Source organism: Bacillus sp. V3B, from assembly GCF_024494465.1.
Taxonomy (GTDB): Bacteria; Bacillota; Bacilli; order Bacillales; family Cytobacillaceae; genus Bacillus_BD.
In genome coordinates, this window is the sequence record NZ_JAETXM010000010.1 from 52,634 (window position 1) to 71,707 (window position 19,074).

15 protein-coding genes and 4 pseudogenes are annotated in these 19,074 nt (G+C 35.3%); 6 read left to right on the top strand and 13 right to left on the bottom strand.

The annotated features are described in order from the left end of the window. Nucleotides 1-157 precede the first annotated feature (157 nt). Nucleotides 158-877 (bottom strand): annotated as a pseudogene (locus tag JMM81_RS12705) (IS110 family RNA-guided transposase); the annotation flags it as partial. A 654-nt stretch (nt 878-1,531) separates the two neighbouring features. Between JMM81_RS12705 and JMM81_RS12710 the strand changes: the two are divergent. Then, nucleotides 1,532-1,847: pseudogene (locus JMM81_RS12710) on the top strand (metallophosphoesterase); the annotation flags it as partial. Here JMM81_RS12710 and JMM81_RS23085 read toward each other — a convergent pair. The 3 genes and pseudogenes from JMM81_RS23085 to JMM81_RS12730 form a co-directional block, all read right to left on the bottom strand. Continuing rightward, nucleotides 1,843-2,390, bottom strand: a pseudogene (locus JMM81_RS23085) (YkoP family protein). The pseudogenes JMM81_RS12710 and JMM81_RS23085 sit on opposite strands and share 5 nt — an antisense overlap. 425 nt (nt 2,391-2,815) lie before the next feature. After that, nucleotides 2,816-2,983 carry a hypothetical protein gene (locus JMM81_RS12725; protein WP_256241953.1) on the bottom strand — a complete coding sequence of 56 codons (168 nt, stop codon included), beginning with the start codon at nt 2,981-2,983 and terminating at the stop codon, nt 2,816-2,818. A 207-nt stretch (nt 2,984-3,190) separates the two neighbouring features. After that, nucleotides 3,191-3,499 (bottom strand): hypothetical protein, encoded by a 309-nt coding sequence (locus JMM81_RS12730; RefSeq protein ID WP_256241954.1) that lies wholly within the window; start codon nt 3,497-3,499, stop codon nt 3,191-3,193. A 572-nt stretch (nt 3,500-4,071) separates the two neighbouring features. Here JMM81_RS12730 and JMM81_RS12735 point away from each other — a divergent pair. After that, complete coding sequence (locus JMM81_RS12735; protein ID WP_256241955.1) at nt 4,072-4,701, top strand: TVP38/TMEM64 family protein; 630 nt, start codon at nt 4,072-4,074, stop codon at nt 4,699-4,701. 102 nt (nt 4,702-4,803) lie between these two features. Continuing rightward, nucleotides 4,804-6,183 carry a S8 family peptidase gene (locus tag JMM81_RS12740; RefSeq protein WP_256241956.1) on the top strand — a complete coding sequence of 460 codons (1,380 nt, stop codon included), beginning with the start codon at nt 4,804-4,806 and terminating at the stop codon, nt 6,181-6,183. A 540-nt stretch (nt 6,184-6,723) separates the two neighbouring features. On the opposite strand, the gene JMM81_RS12745 is transcribed toward JMM81_RS12740, so the two are convergent. The 3 genes from JMM81_RS12745 to JMM81_RS12755 all read right to left on the bottom strand — a co-directional run bounded on the left by JMM81_RS12745 (nt 6,724) and on the right by JMM81_RS12755 (nt 9,961). After that, entirely contained in the window at nt 6,724-7,782 is a 1,059-nt protein-coding gene (locus tag JMM81_RS12745; RefSeq protein ID WP_256241957.1) for a cytochrome d ubiquinol oxidase subunit II, read from the bottom strand. A 168-nt stretch (nt 7,783-7,950) separates the two neighbouring features. Then, a complete protein-coding gene (locus tag JMM81_RS12750; RefSeq protein ID WP_375162382.1) occupies nt 7,951-9,621 on the bottom strand; it encodes a DUF6044 family protein in 1,671 nt (556 codons plus the stop codon). Nucleotides 9,622-9,784: 163 nt separating this feature from the next. Beyond that, nucleotides 9,785-9,961 (bottom strand): hypothetical protein, encoded by a 177-nt coding sequence (locus JMM81_RS12755; protein ID WP_256241959.1) that lies wholly within the window; start codon nt 9,959-9,961, stop codon nt 9,785-9,787. A gap of 736 nt (nt 9,962-10,697) precedes the next feature. Between JMM81_RS12755 and JMM81_RS12760 the strand changes: the two genes are divergently transcribed. Continuing rightward, nucleotides 10,698-10,895: a hypothetical protein gene (locus JMM81_RS12760; protein WP_256241960.1), complete on the top strand. Its 198-nt coding sequence runs from the start codon at nt 10,698-10,700 to the stop codon at nt 10,893-10,895. A gap of 109 nt (nt 10,896-11,004) precedes the next feature. Then, a pseudogene (locus JMM81_RS23090) lies at nt 11,005-12,140 on the top strand (IS4 family transposase). 167 nt (nt 12,141-12,307) lie between these two features. Here JMM81_RS23090 and JMM81_RS12770 read toward each other — a convergent pair. Together JMM81_RS12770 and JMM81_RS12775 are read right to left on the bottom strand one after the other, a co-directional pair. Next, entirely contained in the window at nt 12,308-12,544 is a 237-nt protein-coding gene (locus JMM81_RS12770) for a hypothetical protein (RefSeq protein ID WP_256241961.1), read from the bottom strand. 234 nt (nt 12,545-12,778) lie between these two features. Further along, a complete protein-coding gene (locus JMM81_RS12775; protein WP_256241962.1) occupies nt 12,779-13,744 on the bottom strand; it encodes a 3-hydroxyacyl-CoA dehydrogenase family protein in 966 nt (321 codons plus the stop codon). Between the two features lie 178 nt (nt 13,745-13,922). Between JMM81_RS12775 and JMM81_RS12780 the strand changes: the two genes are divergently transcribed. After that, nucleotides 13,923-14,123: a hypothetical protein gene (locus tag JMM81_RS12780; protein ID WP_256241963.1), complete on the top strand. Its 201-nt coding sequence runs from the start codon at nt 13,923-13,925 to the stop codon at nt 14,121-14,123. A gap of 238 nt (nt 14,124-14,361) precedes the next feature. Here the strand turns inward: JMM81_RS12780 and JMM81_RS12785 are convergent, their stop codons facing one another. The 4 genes from JMM81_RS12785 to JMM81_RS12800 form a co-directional block, all read right to left on the bottom strand. After that, on the bottom strand, nt 14,362-14,841 hold the full coding sequence (locus JMM81_RS12785) for an aromatic-ring-hydroxylating dioxygenase subunit beta (protein ID WP_256241964.1): 480 nt from the start codon (nt 14,839-14,841) through the stop codon (nt 14,362-14,364). A gap of 16 nt (nt 14,842-14,857) precedes the next feature. Continuing rightward, nucleotides 14,858-16,144: an aromatic ring-hydroxylating oxygenase subunit alpha gene (locus JMM81_RS12790; RefSeq protein WP_256241965.1), complete on the bottom strand. Its 1,287-nt coding sequence runs from the start codon at nt 16,142-16,144 to the stop codon at nt 14,858-14,860. A 704-nt stretch (nt 16,145-16,848) separates the two neighbouring features. Then, nucleotides 16,849-17,877 carry a 4-hydroxy-2-oxovalerate aldolase gene (dmpG, locus tag JMM81_RS12795; protein WP_256241966.1) on the bottom strand — a complete coding sequence of 343 codons (1,029 nt, stop codon included), beginning with the start codon at nt 17,875-17,877 and terminating at the stop codon, nt 16,849-16,851. A gap of 25 nt (nt 17,878-17,902) precedes the next feature. After that, nucleotides 17,903-18,790: an acetaldehyde dehydrogenase (acetylating) gene (locus JMM81_RS12800; protein ID WP_256241967.1), complete on the bottom strand. Its 888-nt coding sequence runs from the start codon at nt 18,788-18,790 to the stop codon at nt 17,903-17,905. Nucleotides 18,791-19,074 lie beyond the last annotated feature (284 nt).

The window sequence follows — 19,074 nt, forward strand, 5'->3', positions numbered from 1 at the left end:
TTTGAAACAGATACTACATATAAACCAGCTAATAGTTTGTCAATACTTTTCACTAAAAACTTGGAATATCTCATGCTATACTAAATTTATGTATACCAAATAATCTTCCAAGGTTCAATGTTTGGAAAGTTTTGGTCTGTTTGGTTGTATTTTTAAATTAGGCTAGATCTTGGAAAGCCGATTTGCTTTTTAAAAATGCATAAATCCAATGTAAGAGTTTATTAGCACATGCTATCACAGCTACTTTAAAGGGTTTTCCTTCTTCACGTTTCTTATCATAAAACTCTCGTAATCGCTTGTTACGCGGAATGATTTCATCCGTCGTCTTTTGCTTGCGACAATCTCGAATGGCGCATTTAACGGCCATATACAAGGCCTGTCTTAGTCTACTAGAGCCTTGTTTGGTAATTCGATTTAAAGTGCCTTTGAATGTACCAGATTCGAAGATACTGGGATCGATTCCGGCAAATGCTACTAGTTTCTTAGGATGATTAAACCGATCAATTTCCCCAATCTCAGAAATAATCATGGCGGCGATTTTTTCACCGATGCCGGGGATTGACCGGATAATCTTACACTCTTCAATATCCTTTTCTAAAGCATCTATCTCACCTTCAAGCGTGGATAGATGTTTTTTGTATTCAAGAAGCATATTAATATACATGTTCAAACTTAAAGAAAGGCTATGATATAAGGCTTTCTGAAATGGGTTTTGAGCTGCGGCGGCCATTAGTTTTTCTGCCTGACTGTTTGCCCATTGTTGTGAACGACTTTTACAGAACGCTTTTATTTTGTTAGCGATGGTTTCTTCGCCTGCTTTCAAGATTTCTTCTGAAGTAGGAAATGCTTGTAAAGTCAGTAAAGAAACATCCGAATGCTTGAACCTGACTTCCACCTTTTGCCACATCCAGACCTATGACTGGATTCATCATTTATCCCCTCCTGAAAATCTATTAACCGGTAACCCCTATTCCTCCATGTAGTATCATAGCTTCGCTTGTTATACGAGATCATTGTCCCAACCAGCCTCAATCATGTTTCTACAAGTAGGGGGCGAACTGTTTAATAGACGGGATCGAGTCCCAAGGGCGCTTACGTTCTACCCCGGCTACCGTTAGCATATATCGATATAAAAAATGGTCAACCAGAAATATGGTCTTATCCCCGTCAAGTAGACAATTAATAAAAGGTTTGGTATGTCAACACTAAACTAGACAACTTTTTTAAGGTGTTCAAGTTTAGTGTTGACATACCATACTTTATCACACCTTATTTGTGGATGAATTTGCAGAATTTCATCTATTAATGCATTTGCGACCTGATGGTGACCAGATGGGATTTACAGAAAAGGCAAGAATAAGATCGATTTTGTCAATTTTTTCATTAAGTACCTCTTCTTCTATCTAACGTATTTTTCATTCTTCCGATCAAGATTATTTGGAAATATTCCCATGGGATTCATTCCATCTATTACTTGTAAAAATAACATCCTCGTTCATGTATAATCTGTAACGAAGAGGTGTGATTCGATTTGAAGGTATTATTCTTTGCTACATTAGCCATTTTTCTTTTTTATTTCATTAAAAGAGCCTACAAAAACACGAAGGATATCGTGATCAATAAAGTGAAAATCAATACACCCGTATCCAGTGGACATAATCCAAAATTAAATATTCTTCATCTTTCCGATTTGCATCTCGAAAATATATCGATTCCCCCCTATTGAACTATATGAAAAGTTAAAAGATGAACCCATTGATTTAATTGCACTTACTGGAGATTTCCTCGACCGTAGACGTACGATTCCGAAACTTGTCCCCTATTTAAAAATATTAAACCAATTTAATGTCTGTACATCTTTGATAATTTCTTTGTAGACATGAATAAATATTTTGGCTGCTGATGCTTTAAAATATGAAGAACAGAAGAATTTTTGCTGGATAGAATTCCAATGAGCAAAAAAGAGAACTGTTTAAACCATTTGTAAATGGGATGAGAAATATCAACAATCTCAAAGCCAAGCCGTTCACAGCCTTTGTTTAACAGCGTAATACCTATCATTCCTTTTATTTTGTCCGAACAGCAATGGTTTCGAAGCCGGGCAAAGACTTTTGAACATAGCGGTAAATCATTTTTGCTTTTTTTATTTCACTCTTTACGTCTTTTAGTTCTTTCGATAGTCTGACGTTGTGTAGATGAATTTTTACTAATGTATCATTTTTATTTATTTGTGTTCCATCCGAAAGAACGATTTTCCTGCCTTTATATTTTGTCAGTCTGATTCGAAAAATATTACCTTCTTTTTCTTCACTCGGAAGGTATATAAGGCGTGTGCAAAAATAATATAAAGGATCGATTAAACTCCAAATGGAAATAAGATAACCTCTCATGTTACTTGCCTCTTTTCTTTTCCTTTTCTCATTTTATTTTTAATTAAGTTATAAAATTTTATTTGTGGGAAATATAGACTAAAAATGGAATTTTTAAATGAACTTATACGATATCAAATACATCCCTTATCAACCTTCCTATGCCTCTTAGCAACCAAATCATTATTCTGAACGGAAATATAACCCATTCAGGTATCCAAAATAGGACATCAAAAACCAAGTCTAAAAACGTATAATGATCGTTACTTTTCTTGTTTTTCCTCGTTTTCTCTTTCTTTCTATTCCACCATTCTTTCGTGTATGACTTACCCCTTATAAAGCAAAAAAATAAGGTGATCCCCAGTTTACTTAGAGCCACCTTACTGTGTTTTATAAATTATTACCATCTATATTTAATCAACTTTTACAACAAAAACCCCCACATTTCATCTTGCTGTAACATCTTTAATTATGTCGGAAATGCGGTCAACTGTTGCTTTTCCAACATCCTCAACAGTATCAATTGAATTTTTAGCAGCATCACCTGTTGCTTCAACTCCACGTTTTGTTCTGTTGCGTGCTTGGTCAATGGCAGACCGATTTTGCTCAGTCATTTAGTATCCTCCTAAAATCAGTTATCTACCTTAGTATTAGAACATATTATTTTGTTATTCATACAATGGAGCTGCTGTAAAAAGGCTACAATATCCTTTCAAACTTCAAAAATTATTTATTTTGTATAAATTTCTCTTCCATATGTTTCACATACCTAACGTTGATTTGTAAAATTTTTAGTTTAAAATGATTAACCATAAAAATTTTTAAAAAGTTTCATTAATTTCCCAAGATTCAACAGTTAAATAGGCGTTATGCGGATCCATGCCTTTCCCTAGTAAATAGGTAATGGCAGCGACTTCTTGTAATGTATGCTCATAAGAAGTGGCTTTCGCCTCTTTTAAACCATACTTAACAAAAGGGTTAATGATATTTAATACTTGTTGTTTCAAATGGGGGTATAAAGGTTGTTTTGTTAGTTGTTCTGCCCATATCTCAGACTGTGGGTATTGCGGAAACTGACTGGCATGTTGCGGATTATAATAAGACATGCGATAAGGATATGAATGATTCATTTTCCTCTCCTTTCTTGTTATTAATTATGGTCAGTAATATACTATGTGCCACGATTGTCCTAAGAACTAGATAGATGCCTAATCAAAAAGGTGAAAAAATTAATCGATTACAGTTGTTTTTTATTACTAGTAACAAAGTTCAATATTACTGAAAACCTATCCATCATACATCATACAAAAATAAAATTAAGGCGATTTACCATTCCAGATTCTCTCGCTCTTAATCTCGATGGCGAAAAAGCTTATGTAAATAATCTGGATTTTAAAATATTTCCCCAGCATCTCCATGTTTTTAGTTCGACTGCATAATAAACATCTGATTATACTCGTATATTCATAAGTAATAGAGGCAATAATTTTATTAAAATCATTGCCTAGGCGAGTTATTTGTATTGTTTTACCGCGAAAAAAATCTCGAGTAATGGACGAGTTCTTAAAATTTGGCATCAAATAGAAAAAAGCTTAATGATTAAAAAATAAAAAACCTCTTATTTTTATTTTGGTTTAAATTAAAATAAGGGTTTTTCTTATTCAAGACCCTAACTTAAATAAATTTTCAACCGGAGTGACTAATGATGAAAAAATGGTGGATTCTAATAGTCTATACAATTATCTTGGCTATAGGGCTATTTCATAAGGGTTGGATTTTAAGTTGGATACAAAAGAGTGATCCTAGTGACCTTCCCATTATGTTTCTCCTTGCTATATTGACAGCAACGATCCCAATAATCCCTTTCACCTTATTTGCTGGAGTAATGGGGGCCAAATATGGAGTATTGATTGGAACGCTGATTAATTGGTTTGGAGGAGTTTCAGCCGCGATTGTTTACTTTCTTTTTTCACGATTTTATTTTAAGAACTTTTTTAGTAATTATTTGAAACGAGTTAAAGGAATTCAAAGATTTCAGATCCTGCTTGAAAAAAATGCATTTATTGCCATTCTTCTTGTCAGGATGACAGCTATTATTCCACCACCAGTAGTTAATATATATTCCGGTGTTAGCAATATTCCCTTTGGCACTTTCTTCACAGCCACAGCAATCGGACAAATCCCGCCTATGTTTATTATTGCATACAGCGGAGAGCAGATTTTTTCATCAATTCTTAATCTTTTATTGGGGATATTTGCTTATCTTGTCTTTTTACTCTCCATCCTTTTGATTTATAAAGTTTGGTTAATACGAAGTTCTAATTTAAACTAGTGCAATACGTGGCAAGCCAAACCTTAATAAGGGTATTTCACCTAAATAATTTCAATGTAAAAGAACAAACTAAGAACAAAAAAATTAATTCAGGGGTGTGTCATGAAAAATCCTAGGCCCTTTCTATTCATTATTTCAATACTTGCTCTTTTATCCATAGGATCCATGTTTTTATTTCAAAACAAAAGCACAGAGAACCAGGTGAGCGAAACTGCCGACAAAAGATTTATTACCCCTATTGCTAATACCCCTGCCAAATTCGAAAATGTTGAAAACGAAAGGAATATTCTTCAAATAAACAGCCTTGCTATGGGTGAAACCATAAAGGAGCATTTAAGAAATGATCCTTCCATTTTTCTCATTAAACACGATGACAAAAGTGAGAGCCATTATATTAAAAATGAAGTCACCGTCAAATTCAAGACTCATCCAACAAAGCAGGATTTCGATCGGATGACAAATGAGATCAATGGCAAGATCCTTGAAAAGTTGAATTCAACGATTGTCCTTCAATCCAATAAGCTTACGACTTCAGAATTGATTGAATTCTTTAACGGACAAGCTACTGTTGAATTTGCTGAACCAAACTATCTTTATTTACAAAATCAAATCGGCCTTCCAAATGATTTACTATATCAGGAACAATATCAATGGAACTTTCCTGTTATTCGAACAGAAGGAGGTTGGGATATTACAAAAGGTGATGAAGATATAGTCATTGCTGTTGTAGACACCGGTGTGGATCTTGATCATCCTGATTTAAAAAGACGTTTAACAAACGGCTACAATGTAATAGAGAATAATGGTTTTCCAGATGATGACAATGGCCATGGCACCCATGTTGCGGGTATTATTGCATCGGAAACAAACAACAGGGAAGGAGTTGCCGGTATTACTTGGTATAACAAAATCATGCCTATTAAAGCGATAGGTATTGAAGGATATGGAACGTCCTTTGATATTGCCAAAGGAATAATATGGGCAGTAGATCATGGAGCAGATGTGGTCAATTTGAGTTTAGGTAACTATCAGCATTCTTCTTTTTTGGAAGAGGCTGTTAATTATGCCTATGATCATAACGTAGTTTTGATTGCTGCAGCCGGAAACGATAATACAAGTCAGCCAAGCTTTCCCGCTGCCTATCCCCAAGTTCTTAGTGTTACAGCTGTAAGTTATACAGGCGGGCGCGCTCCTTTTTCCAATTATGGCGATTATATTGATGTCACAGCACCTGGTGTTCAAATAGCTAGTACCTTTTTTAATCAACAATATGCAGGCCTTTCAGGTACATCTATGGCTTCACCTCATGTGGCAGGATTAGCAGGTCTTTTACTGTCTGAAAATCCTCATTTAACAAATAGAGAGGTCATGGACATTATTAAGGATACGGCGTATGACCTTGGAACCCCCGGAACAGATAATGATTTTGGAAGTGGATTAATTGATGTACAAAAAGCACTGGAAACTGCACAGAATCCATAATCAGTAGGGAGATAAACTCTGAAAAGTTCTCACAGGCTGTTAACTTTCTTAGTAAAGTGGTTTTTATGTTAAAAAGTTCTCAAGCCCTCCATAACAAAAGAACCTGGTTTGAGCCTATTAATGCTTCACAGCAATCAGTGATACTCATTGTTTATTGCAATTGTTAAGAAAATTGATACGGAGAGAATTTACGGAATAAAACTACTCGACTACCGCTTAAGGATATTGCAAACTTTATTTAATAATCTGCCTGAAAAACAGCAAGAGATGAACGAAACATTTTGTTCTTTTTCGTTCATCCCTTTTATATGTGTAGTCAACCTCTTCAGCTTTATAGAAAAATTATTTTGAAATACATATTTATATATACTTTTATTTATTCCAATTTCCCATCCCCAGTGATGTCGCGTTTCTTTCTCACGATTGTTTGTTCAACCTTTTTTGATTTTATATGCACAGATAACCTTCCTAAACAAAAGCAGATACAATCATTAATACCGACATCTATCCATTCATCATGTGTCCTTCGTCTCGAAATTTTTACCCCTCTTTTAAAGGATTATTGGACCGTTTTTTTTGCAAATAACGGTTGTCGTGCATAAACATCTTCCAAAAGTAGACAAACCCTAGAAACAAAATAGCAAAGCCTGCAATATATGTAGCAAAGATGGCACGAAAGGAATTCGGATCGGTAAATCCCGATTCTATCGTTACATATGGATACACCATATAAGGCAAGTGGGCACGGCCATAAACAAAACTTGCAATCAAATACTGGATCGTTACAGCGACTACGGCCAGCCGCGGCATGCTGCGTATATTTCTTTTCATAAAGGAAGGCAAATAAAGCGCTATGCCCCCAATTAGGAAAAAAATGACTGATGTTATTAAAAGTGGCAAGTCATTCATCATTTTTTCATAGATCCAATTTGCTTCCTGTTTTAAGGTCAGCATGATCAAAAATCCCAGCAGCAATGAAATCGGCCCGGTAATCATAGTATCTTTCCGATAAATTCTATAAGCTTCTAGCTCATCCGAAACCTTTGAGTAGTCTGACAGCAACAAAAAAGATAAGAACAAAGTACTGCTGATCGCAAACCCAATGAAGGCGTACTCGTTCGGACTTGTGAACAGCTTTCCCAAATCGAGTGTTTGGCTGTGGTCGCTAAAATGTACATAACCTCCATGTGTAATGGGCAGTACGCTTATTAATAAAGCAGGTAACAAAATCCCCGCAATTCCGGAAATATAGGTTAGAATTTTTCTATACTCAACCGCTATATGTGAAAATACGAGAAACGCACTCCGCAGAGCCAAAAGCAACAGGATGATGCTCCCCGGAATGAGCAAAATCGTATCGAAGGTGTAAGCCGCTCCGGGAAACATGCTATATACTGCAACCACTAACGCGACAATGAATGTATTTGTCACCTCCCAAGTCGGGGATAAATAACGATTAGCAATGTTGGTTACACCAGTTTTTGTCTTGTTTATATATACCATCGACCAAAAGCCTGACCCAAAATCCATCGTGGCCATTACCGAATAAATGAACACAAATTCCCATAAAACCGTACTAGCGATAACTGCATCCGACACCTGATCTGCCTCCTTTACGAGTTCGAAAGAAAAGGTGTCAGACACCATAATACAATATCTAGTATAAATAAGTTGAACATGATTCTAGATAAAGATTATTTATGGATATCAGACACCTTATGGGACAGTCTCGTTTATCTGATAACAAGCACCTTTCTGAAATAAAATTTATATTGATTTGTACAAGTATATTCTCCAAGCAGATTCTTCTGATTCGAAAACTTTCTCCAAATCCAGGTCGTTCTCTGACGCGTTTTCGATCGGAACAGCAGAAAAAATGTAACGCCCTCCCATTTTCTTAAATTGCTCTATGTTTAACTGCAAATTTTTTAATCTTTTATTTGAATCCTTTTTGAACATGTAGTTCTTCCCCAATTCTTCAGTAAAAATGTAGCAGCGCCCTCCCCACTCATCGAAATAGGTACGAATTGTTGTGTTTTTAGCTAACTCTTTCTCAATGATTTTTCGAAACTCATATTTATAGGATAGGGGATAAAAATTGTTGTAGGTATCAAGAGTGTAAAATCCGTTATACTGTGTGATTGCAGGATGTATTCCTATATTTACAACACGATAATCCTCTACTGGCAATTCTATGTATTCTTTTATTTCTTGAAATTGTTTTTCTGCATAAAACTCTTTTACTGAAGGGTCATTTTGAAAGATAATTTCCTCATTTATCAGACTTAATAAAAATACCTGAGCTAATACAAACCCTTTTACTGTTCTCCTCCATTTTCCTCCTTGAACCCATAAAATCTTTAAACCAAGGGCAAATAAAACATAAATGACTAAAGGTCTTAAAAAATGATAACGTGCAAAATTAAACGTATCTAAAAAGTGAAATCTCTCAGTTAATGGAAGCCAGCCCTTATAAAACCAAAAAGCATACCAAGCAGATAACCCCAGATTGAGCCAAAATAAAAAGAGGAAGACCTTTTCTTCTGTCCACCGTTTTTTTAAAATAACCAAATATAAGGCAACAAACATCACAGGTAAAATAATAAATGTGTGAACCGTCATGACGTGATGATGCCCTAAAACAAAATTTTTCAAAGTTAGGATGATACACCGCCAAAATGAAAGACGAGCATGAAAATACTCATCCCTGCTGTTGGGTTCGTGATCGAAAAGGAATGAATAAAAGAGCCTATACTCAACAAATATATAGATCATTGTCATATAAGCGATGGTCAAGAGAAATCGCCAGTTCCACCTTTTCCCCCGTAAAACATCTGTTAACCAAAAAAGCCCCATTGCACTAAGAAAAAAATAAAAACCTAGGACTATGCTTGAATAAAACGGCAACAAGGTTAAGACCAAATAATTCTGCCACGATTTCTCACCATTTCTGATGTTAAGAAATGCCCATAAGGCAAGAGGCATCCCCAGCGTGCTAAGCATTCCCGATGGCCAAAAAAGAGTTAAAGAAAATGCCAATGCAACTCCTGCTCGAATCATCATCCATTCTTGATTTGGCAGAAAATGCTTTTTTAATAGAAGGTACATGCCAATAAAAGCAATAAACCTTGAAATCGACTGACTTAAGGCGTAAGCAATCATCGTTGGGAAAAGGGTATATAGCCACACAATTAAGCTAAATTCAGTGCTAAACGCATTTCTTGATAGTTGACCGTTTATCACCTGTGAAATAGTAGCATTGCTAGAACCTCTTATCTCTCCGCTGCTTGCTAAAACTTTATACCAGGCTATGTTGGAATCAAGATTATCATGGACACGAATGTGTGCATTTTCTCCAAGAATATACAAAGGAGATAAATAAAGGATTAAAATCACACAAGCAAAAAGAATTAACTTTTGTTCCTTTTTGTTTTGGATTGAATTCACTCTCTTTACACCCCAATAGAATTTCTTTTTAAGGGTTTAATAAATAATCACTCTAAAAAACAAGAAATTTCCGATAATTAAATTAATTATTCTTATTCAGAATTAAAAGTTAAAAACCTCAAGATCGGACCATAAAACAGGTTGATTTTTTACTTTAACATTGATTCCAGATTCGATTCAGATCTAATGGCACATATATTTCATCACCATGTATTTGCCTATGTATGATGGGGGTTGTAAAGAATTGATCAAGACTATCCACTCCTTCCCTATACCTTGCTCTTGGGTTTACTCCTAATATTTTATCTAAGCTATCTCCCGTTATTTTCATAATCTTTACTCCTTTTTATACTTGTTAGATGACATATATAATTTATCCATAATGAATTTTTAATATTATTAGAAACACAATTATTTATAGGAGGGGTCCTAGCACATCACCATCAAGTTAAAATTTAATTGCTCCCCCAAAACGGAATTTTAGCCTTTCTTGTAACAAAGAAGTTCATTTTATCGTTTTGGGGTTGATCTGTTTGCTTAGCTTGATGGACATGTGACGCTACCCCTAATAAAATTTGATAAAAGTCACCTCATGAGATGTTGTGTCTTAAAAGGTGATTTTATTTTAATTCGATAATCATGATAAAATCAAGATGAAATTTGCGAATGATTTCACTTAGGCTATTCTGCCTCGTTAATTTAAGTGAATTCTTTCACAACCTTGTACGTGTAGTAGATATTTCAGAAATTTTGTTCAGTGCTAAAGGGGATATGGAAACGATTCAAGGAATAAGGAGCCACACAGAAAATATTAATTATAAACGGAAATTGTGCTTGATATTAATTGTTTCTTTAGACTTATCAAATGAGTACACCCTATTGAGAAGGTAGCAATTTATTTGTGACTTTAAGAGATAAATTGCATTGTTCTTATTTCTTCCTTTTTCCGGATTCCCTTCCATTGTTTAACGTTTATCATTCGATTAAAGAAGTAAAGAAATTAGAAATTATCACATGCCTAGAAGTTACGATTGAACATCCAATAGAAAAATTCGGTGAAAGTTTCAATGTTTGTTTCAAAATTTCTGGACAAAGATACTTACATTTTTTCAATCCCTCATCATAATTGGACTTACCGAAAAGAAATGGGTAAAAAAATTAAATTAACTCATGCTCCAATTGGATTTAATCACCCTCAATACAAACCACAACTAATTACTGCTATGAACCAATCTATTGACACTATAGAAAATGATAAAGTTTAACATGCGTGTTGATTATCTAGTTTCTACCAATAAAATTGCATAAAAAAGAGAGATTCTCATGTAAAATAGTAGTCACCACAACAACATTTTACGAAATGAGAAATCTCTCTTGAACAAGCATAACACGATTTTTACACTCATTCAAAACTTTCTTTCCGAAGCTGAACTTCAAGCGATTTGAGCTGAATTCAACTATGTTGATTCGGCACGCAAATGTACCGTTTCAACGCTCATTTCGTATTTAATTGGAGCTGCGACAAACGAATGGAAAAGTTTACGTCACGCAGCCGATGTTGGTCCTAGCATGGGACTTGTTTCGGTTGATCATTCATCACTTTCAAAACATCTAAAAACACTGAATTATGGCATTGTAAAGCGTATTTTTGAAGTCGTTGTCGGCAAGTTAAATCGTGCTGCACGTCGAACATTGAAGATGCCCAAAACGCTTCTTTCAGTTGATTCCACAACCATTACCGTTGGGAAAACACGCTTACCATGGGCTATTTATCATGGCGAACGTTCAGGCATTAAATTGCACGTGAGCTTCACGAATGAAACCGCGATGCCCCTTCAAGTCGTGGAAACAACGGGCTTGAAACATGATGGTCCGGTCGGCGAAAGTTTGGAAGATGCACGCTTCATTCTTGTTTGTGATCGTGCCTATTTTTCTATCGAGAAAGTTGATCGCTATTTACAAGAAAAACAACATTTTGTCTTGCGCTTAAAAGACAACATCCAATTGAACCGTAAAAAGTCGCTCAAAGGCTGTCGTACCATGGATTGGAATGTGACCACTGATTTCACCTGCACACTGGGAACTACGCAAAAACAAACAAAGAAACGTCATCGTGTCGTGTAATTTACAGATCATGAAGGCAGAGAAATGCGCGTCGTGACGAGTTTAATGGATATCACAGCGGAAGAAATTGCCGGCATGTATAAATCACGCTGGGCCATTGAATCGTTTTTTCGCTGGATCAAGCAAAACCTAAATGTGCCCGTGTTGTTTGGAACAACGAAAAAGTGCGGTGTTCAATCAACTATTTGCAGCACTCATTGCCTTTGTTTTACTCAAGTTTCTTCACGTTCAAGGAAGTAAGAAAAGTAACGCTAAACCCTAAATCCTTATCATTCCCAGGTTTTAGTTGCCTACTTATTTATGATGTCCTTCCACTTGAATGGCGGATTGGCGTGAAAGAAATAGTAACATTTCATCAGGAAATGAGTCAGTTGGGAACTGTATAATTTTGGTTAATTAACACGCGTGATAAATTTTCATTGTCTTCTAATAGCTTAACAACTAATCATGATGTGAAGGGATAGTTAGTCTAATTTGATGTATTAGGAATTTTAATTAAATATACAAGAATCCAAAAAATATTCTATTTTATTAACAACCAATACATTTCCCTTTACTGAATCGATTCTTTCCAATCTTTTATCAAGGCTTCTCTAGATAACCTTAAAGCCTCTTTTTCGTCATAGCTTTCTCCTAAACCTATATATTCTTCCTCTTTATCAAAAATATAATTAGAAAATGCTTGATAAATACCATTTTCATGTTTAAAAACATTCGTTCTTACAGTTTCACCAATTCGATCCCTAGTTTTAACATAATAGCATTCTTCTATAATAAGCTTTATCTCCATAATTCACACTCCCTTTCCCTTGATAATAAAGGTATCTTGAGTATAAATCCAAAGACAAAAATGTGAAATCTGAATAGGAAACAGTGTTAAAAATCACCCTGTTTTAGTAAAACTAGCTTCATTTTTAGCTTAATGTGACACTTTTTCAAGTAAAAAATGAAATTTCTGCTATTTTTATTTCAAATCCATCTTTTTATCTAAACTACAATCCCATTTCCGGCTTCAGAACACTTCTTATTTGGTAGATCCCGCAGTTTCTTCCTTATTTTCTACTTTTTGCTGCATTAACTTTAGAAGATCTAAGAAATTATCGTCTCTTGTATGGATGGCTTTTGCTCCATTATCATCATATTCGTAGAAACCTTTATTTGAACGTATACCAAGCTGTTCGTTTTCTACCATTTCTTTTAAGAATGAAGGAAGTTCTCTTGTATTAGATAGATCTTGTTCAATGTTGTGTACCATAGCTGCTGTTGTTTGCAGACCGGCTAAATCTTGACTTTCCATTGGTCCGCAGAAAGCCCATTTAAAGCCCATGCTTCCTCTCACAGCGATATCGATATCTTCTGCCGTACATACTCCCTGTTCAATTAAGTTGAAGCATTCACGCAGAAAAGCTACTTGAACGCGGTTAACGATAAAGCCGGTAATCTCTTTTTTCAGTACGACTGGAGATTTTCCGATTTCTTTCATTAAGTCATACGTTACGTTCACTACGTTTTCATCTGTCTTCTCGAATTTAACAATTTCCACAATTGGTACAAGTTGTGGCGGGTTAAAGAAGTGAGTGATGATAAATCTTTCAGGATTCTTCGCTCTTTGAGTTAATTCTTTTAACGGGAACGTAGAAGTATTAGACGAAATAATTGTTTTCTCAGAGACAACGCTTTCAATGGTTTCGTATGTATCTAATTTTGTCTCAAGAACTTCGGGAATTGATTCAAGAATGAAGTCAGTATCTTGTATAGCTTCTCTTAAATCTGTTGTATATGTAATATTAGCTAATGTCTGATCCATTGCTTGTTGAGTCAGCATGTCTTTTTCAACCATAATCTTCAAGCTGTTCGTCATGAGTTCTCTTGCTTGTTCCAATGATGTTTCGCGTCTAGCTTGAATACGTACATTATATCCTGCTTGGGCAAATAATTGAGCAGCGCCATGTCCCATAATACCTGCTCCAAGTACTGTTATATTCTTCATTTTAATACCCCATTTCGTATTATTTATTCTTTCGTAACTAGACCTCGATGCTCCATTAAGATAAAAAGCATCTTTCCATTTATTATTTGTTTTTTCATTAAAAAAATTAAAAAGGTTTGAAAAACGAGGATGGATTTCATTAGCCTACCGAAGTATTCAAATACTCGATGAAGCAGCTTTGATAGATGATATTATCTATAGTTACCGACATAATATACAGATTTCTTATTTAAAAAGATCCAATCCATTCATAATAGATTATTGCAATGAAATCATTTCCATTGTTGAAATGGAACCACAAATCGCTTCGATTCCATCTGTGAAGGAAAAGTTAAATATGTTAAAAGAAGTCGCGGAAGATTACAAGGAAGAAAAGTAACTAAATATGAAAGAAATAGATCACTTCCTGTTCGATTTTGATCAGGAAGTGATCTATTTTGTTTGAAAAACTATTACTAATTCAAAAATATCAGTTTTTCAGCAACCTCGTTCAATACAGAGATCATCTTCTTAATGCAGCATAGTCTTTTTTAAAAATGTCCTTTACAAGGGGTACACTTTAAATAGTCCCAAGTATTTTTTTCGATTTTACGTGTGATTCACTTAGTCAAATCATTTTATAGAATGATACTGACTTTTCCTTGTGGACGTAAAGCTTCCAATTTAAGAATCACTTTCTTCGCTTTAATTTTTAATTCGCCGTCTTCTTTCACGAATTGGTATTCGTTAACACCCACATAAATATCAAGGAAATCGCGTTTTGCACGATAAGTTGAGAAGTTACATTTTACCGATACAACATCACCTTCATTATTAACAATTCTTACATTGCTAACATTATGAAGAGTTTTTGAATGTGGATACTCAACATGTGCTTCTTTTTTCAACAAACGTAATGCTCTTTGTTCTAAACGTGCACGATCATCATGAACTAAGAATAATGACGTTTTAAAATCTGCATTAGGGTTTCCGATTGGTGGAATTTCATATGTTCCATCCACTGAAAATAACGCTGCCCATTCTTCCATTTGCCAGTTATCAAGAAGCTCTGCTTCATGATATAAAAATTCTTCAATTTCTTGACGTGTTATATTCATGCTTGCCTCCAACTTCTTATTTAGATTCTACTTTAACTTCTTGTGCTGTAATAAGTTCATTCCATCTACGCCAGAATGCACGCATTTGTGCTTCATCTGTCGCTTGAGGTACATCACGATTCATACCTTTAGAAATATCATTCCAACCTGCACCTTTAGCATTTAAGAAACCTTCTTGGCAAAGTTCAAGTGCTTCGTTGTCATCTGGAGTTGCGAAGCCGCCTGGTCCTAAGAATTCTAAGAAACTGTCATTACGAACTTGTCTAAAGTTTTCATTCTCAGCTTCAGGTGCTAAAGCGTAACCAGTAACTTCAATGTAACCTGGTTCGATTGGATAGAAAGTCCTGATTGTAATCGCCATAATATCGTTAATAATTAGGTTAGGGAAAATCCAAATATTACGATTCTTTTTAGCAATTCTATGTGTTCTTTCTTTACCAAATTTCTCCTCTAATCTTGTAATGTTTCCTTCGATGATTCCTTTAGCTTCCTCTCCATAACCTTCGATCCATTTTCCTACTGGCCTTGGCCAAGCAGAATAATATTCCATAACAGCATGACCATTACCTAGATCTTTACCTTCACCGACAAGACTATCTTTCTCCATTGTTCCACCACGAGTAGCAACGATGTCAAAATATGTCTTATGTGTCGGTACTCCATGATATAAATCAACACTGTTCTCACCCAGAAGTTTCCAGTTTGCACGAACACTGTATTCTTGTGGATCTGCTAAAACTTCCATTCCTGCTTGTGGATCTGCTCCTGCTTCTGCTTGATCTGCAACTAAATCAATATACTCTTTTGCATTTCCTAAGTAGTCTGATAAAGAAATTGCATCTTTATCAAAGTTAACAAAAATGAATCCACGATAGCTTTCAAGACGTTCTACTATTACAAGGTTTTTAGAACCATCACAGTTATGGTCATCTGGGAAACCAGCTTTATCAGGCATTCCAACTAATTCACCTTGGTTATTAAAACTCCAAGCATGATAGAAACAGCGGAATACTTTTGAGTTTCCACATGGTTCACGAGCAACTAATGCACCACGATGTGGACAGCTGTTATAGAAAGCTCTGATTTCTCCGTCTTGGCTGTGAATCAATAATAAATTTCTCCCACCGACTTTTCTTCTATGGAAATCACCATTATTAGGTAATTCTGATTCATGTCCAATATACAGCCAACATTTACTAAAAATAGCTTCTCTTTCTAATTCTAAAATTTTGGGATCAACAAAAGCTTGACGATTAACCTTGAATGACAATTTTCCTTCGTCTTCACGAACATATTTGCTCATCAACTTCCCTCCTAGAACTCTTGAATTGATATATAAAACCTTAAAGTTCAAAATTACTTTTTATTGTATAATTTAAAAAGAATTTCGTTACTTTTACACGCTTATTATTCCAATCTAACAACTAATAATACTTTTTACTCACACCAATTTAAGTTATTATTAAAGAGATAAGCTGAACGTAACTAACATACATAGTATGTTTTTTAAATCATGTAGTCTGAATTTAACTCTATTGAAGAGTAATACAAAGTTAACATTAATACCCAATAATAAAGTTACTGTATTAAACCTTGAATATATAGTTTGCAGATAAAAAGAAAGGTTTTCTTTAAATTGACTATACTCAAATTCATGCTTATTTTTCCGGCACTCACCAGTTTTGAGGCAATAATCGCTACGTTTCTAGCGGCTTACATCGTCGGCTTGATGGGCATGCAGCTGGACCCCTAATAGAATAATGACTAATTCTATAAAGTGTATCCTCACAATTCTCAGATTTCTTCCTATTAATTAAAGTAATAGATCTTTCATTTTCGACGTATTTACAGGTAAAAGCGAGAACAATGATTTTAAAAAAGTTTAGAGCAAGCTATTATAAAAATACATATTATTTCCATTGAAGGATTGATAGAAATGAGAACTGTTACTCCTCACTTCCACCAAGGCTTAGCTGGTTTTAATTTCGAAAATTCGACTCTTTTCTTTTAACCTAAAGCTACCTTATTCTTATTCCTTGCAATTTCTGTTGCAACGTCCACAATCATATCTTCTTGTCCACCGACAACTTTTCGCTTACCTAATTCAATTAAAATATCACGAGAATCAACATTGAATTTTTCAGCTGCACGTTTCGCATGAAGTGCAAAGCTTGAATATACTCCAGCATAACCAAGTGTTAGGCTATCTTTTGTAATCTCTTGTGGCACTTGTAAAATTGGTGCCACAATATCTTCTGCTAAATCCATCATTTTATATAAATCTACCCCTGTTTGAATTCCCATCCGATCAAGAACCGCTATTAGTACTTCTGTTTGCGTATTACCAGCTCCTGCTCCTAAGCAGCGCACACTGCCATCAATCCGAGTGGCTCCTTCTTCGATTGCGATAAGTGTATTGGCCATCGCTAGAGATAAATTATTATGGCCGTGGAAACCTACGTTAACTCCTACAGATTGTTTAAGTGCACGAATACGTTCACGAATTTGATCTGGAAGTAGATAACCTGCTGAATCGACTACATATACAGTATCCGCTCCATAACCCTCCATTAATTTTGCTTGTTCTACTAATTTATCCACCGGAGCCATATGACTCATCATTAAAAATCCAACTGTTTCCATACCTAGTTCTTTTGCATAAGCAATATGTTGTGCAGACACATCTGCTTCGGTTATATGAGTTGCGATACGAGCCATTTTTGCTCCTAAATTTGCTGCTTCTTTTAATTCATGTAATGTACCAATACCAGGTAATAACAAAACAGCAATTTTTGAATCCCCAGCAACAGAAACCGCCGCTTCGATTAATTCCATTTCATTTGTTCTTGATAGACCATATTGTAAAGATGATCCAGCTAAACCGTCTCCATGCGAAACTTCAATATAAGGGACATTTGCATCACTTAGTTCTTTTGCAACCTTAAGTACTTGATCTACAGTATATTGATGAGCAATTGCATGACTTCCATCTCGCAACGCTACCTCAGTGATAAGAATATCTCTATTATCTGTCATTATTATAAATACCCCTTTCTACAGCTCAAACTGTTGCTTTTGTTATGATTTTTTCTGCGAACTCTTCAGCTACTTTTACACCTGCAGCTGTCATAATATCAAGGTTTCCAGCATATGTTGGCAGATAATCTCCAGCACCTTCTACCTCAAGGAATATCGTTACTTTATTGCCCTCAAAGATTGGTTCTGTACGAAGGCGATAGCCAGAAACATATGACTGAACCACTTTAGCCATTTCATCAATCGATTGCTTAATCGCTTCTTCATCCATTTTCCCTTCTTCTACAAGCGTATAAACCGTATCACGCATAATAATGGGCGGATCAGCAGGGTTTAAGATCATAATGGCTTTTCCCTTTTTAGCACCTCCAACTTCAGCGACCGCACGTGAAGTGGTTTCGGTAAATTCATCGATATTCGCCCTCGTTCCTGGTCCTGCACTACGACTAGAGATCGTGGCAACGATTTCAGCATATTCTACTGGACTTACTCGGCTTACAGCATATACCATCGGAATTGTCGCCTGACCACCACACGTAATGAGGTTGATATTCTCTTCCTCTAAATGAGATCCCATATTTACGGCTGGGCATACTAGCGGTCCTACAGCAGCAGGAGTCATATCAATTGCTCTTATGCCTGCTTCTTTTAATACCTTTGCATTGTAAATATGTGCTTTTGCTGAAGTTGCATCAAAAACAATATCAGCTTCTAATTTTGGATCTGCAAGAAAACCATCTATTCCACTATCAACCGCAGCATACCCTAATTCTCTCGCACGGCGTAATCCGTCTGAATCTGGATCAATACCAATAACAGCAGTTAATTCTAAAATTTCAGATCTACCTAGTTTGATCATAAGATCTGAACCAATATTTCCTGAGCCAAGAATAGCAACTTTCACTTTTGTCAAAACAATTCTCCTCCTAAATATGAATGTGTATTCTACGGTTGTTGACATCCAAATGATGATTCGAGACATATTTAAACTAACTCTAATCGAAGTGTTTGCTCTCTACAATAATTTATTCAGTACACAAACACTTTTGGGATACTCCAGAACCCCTGTGCCCATTTAAAAATCTTAGTTAATTGATATCCCAAAAAAAGGAATTTATAGCATGTCTGTTTGAGTATTATCTTGAAACTTTTAAAAAATATTTGACATACGTTAAACGAAAAAGGAACCCCTTTTCT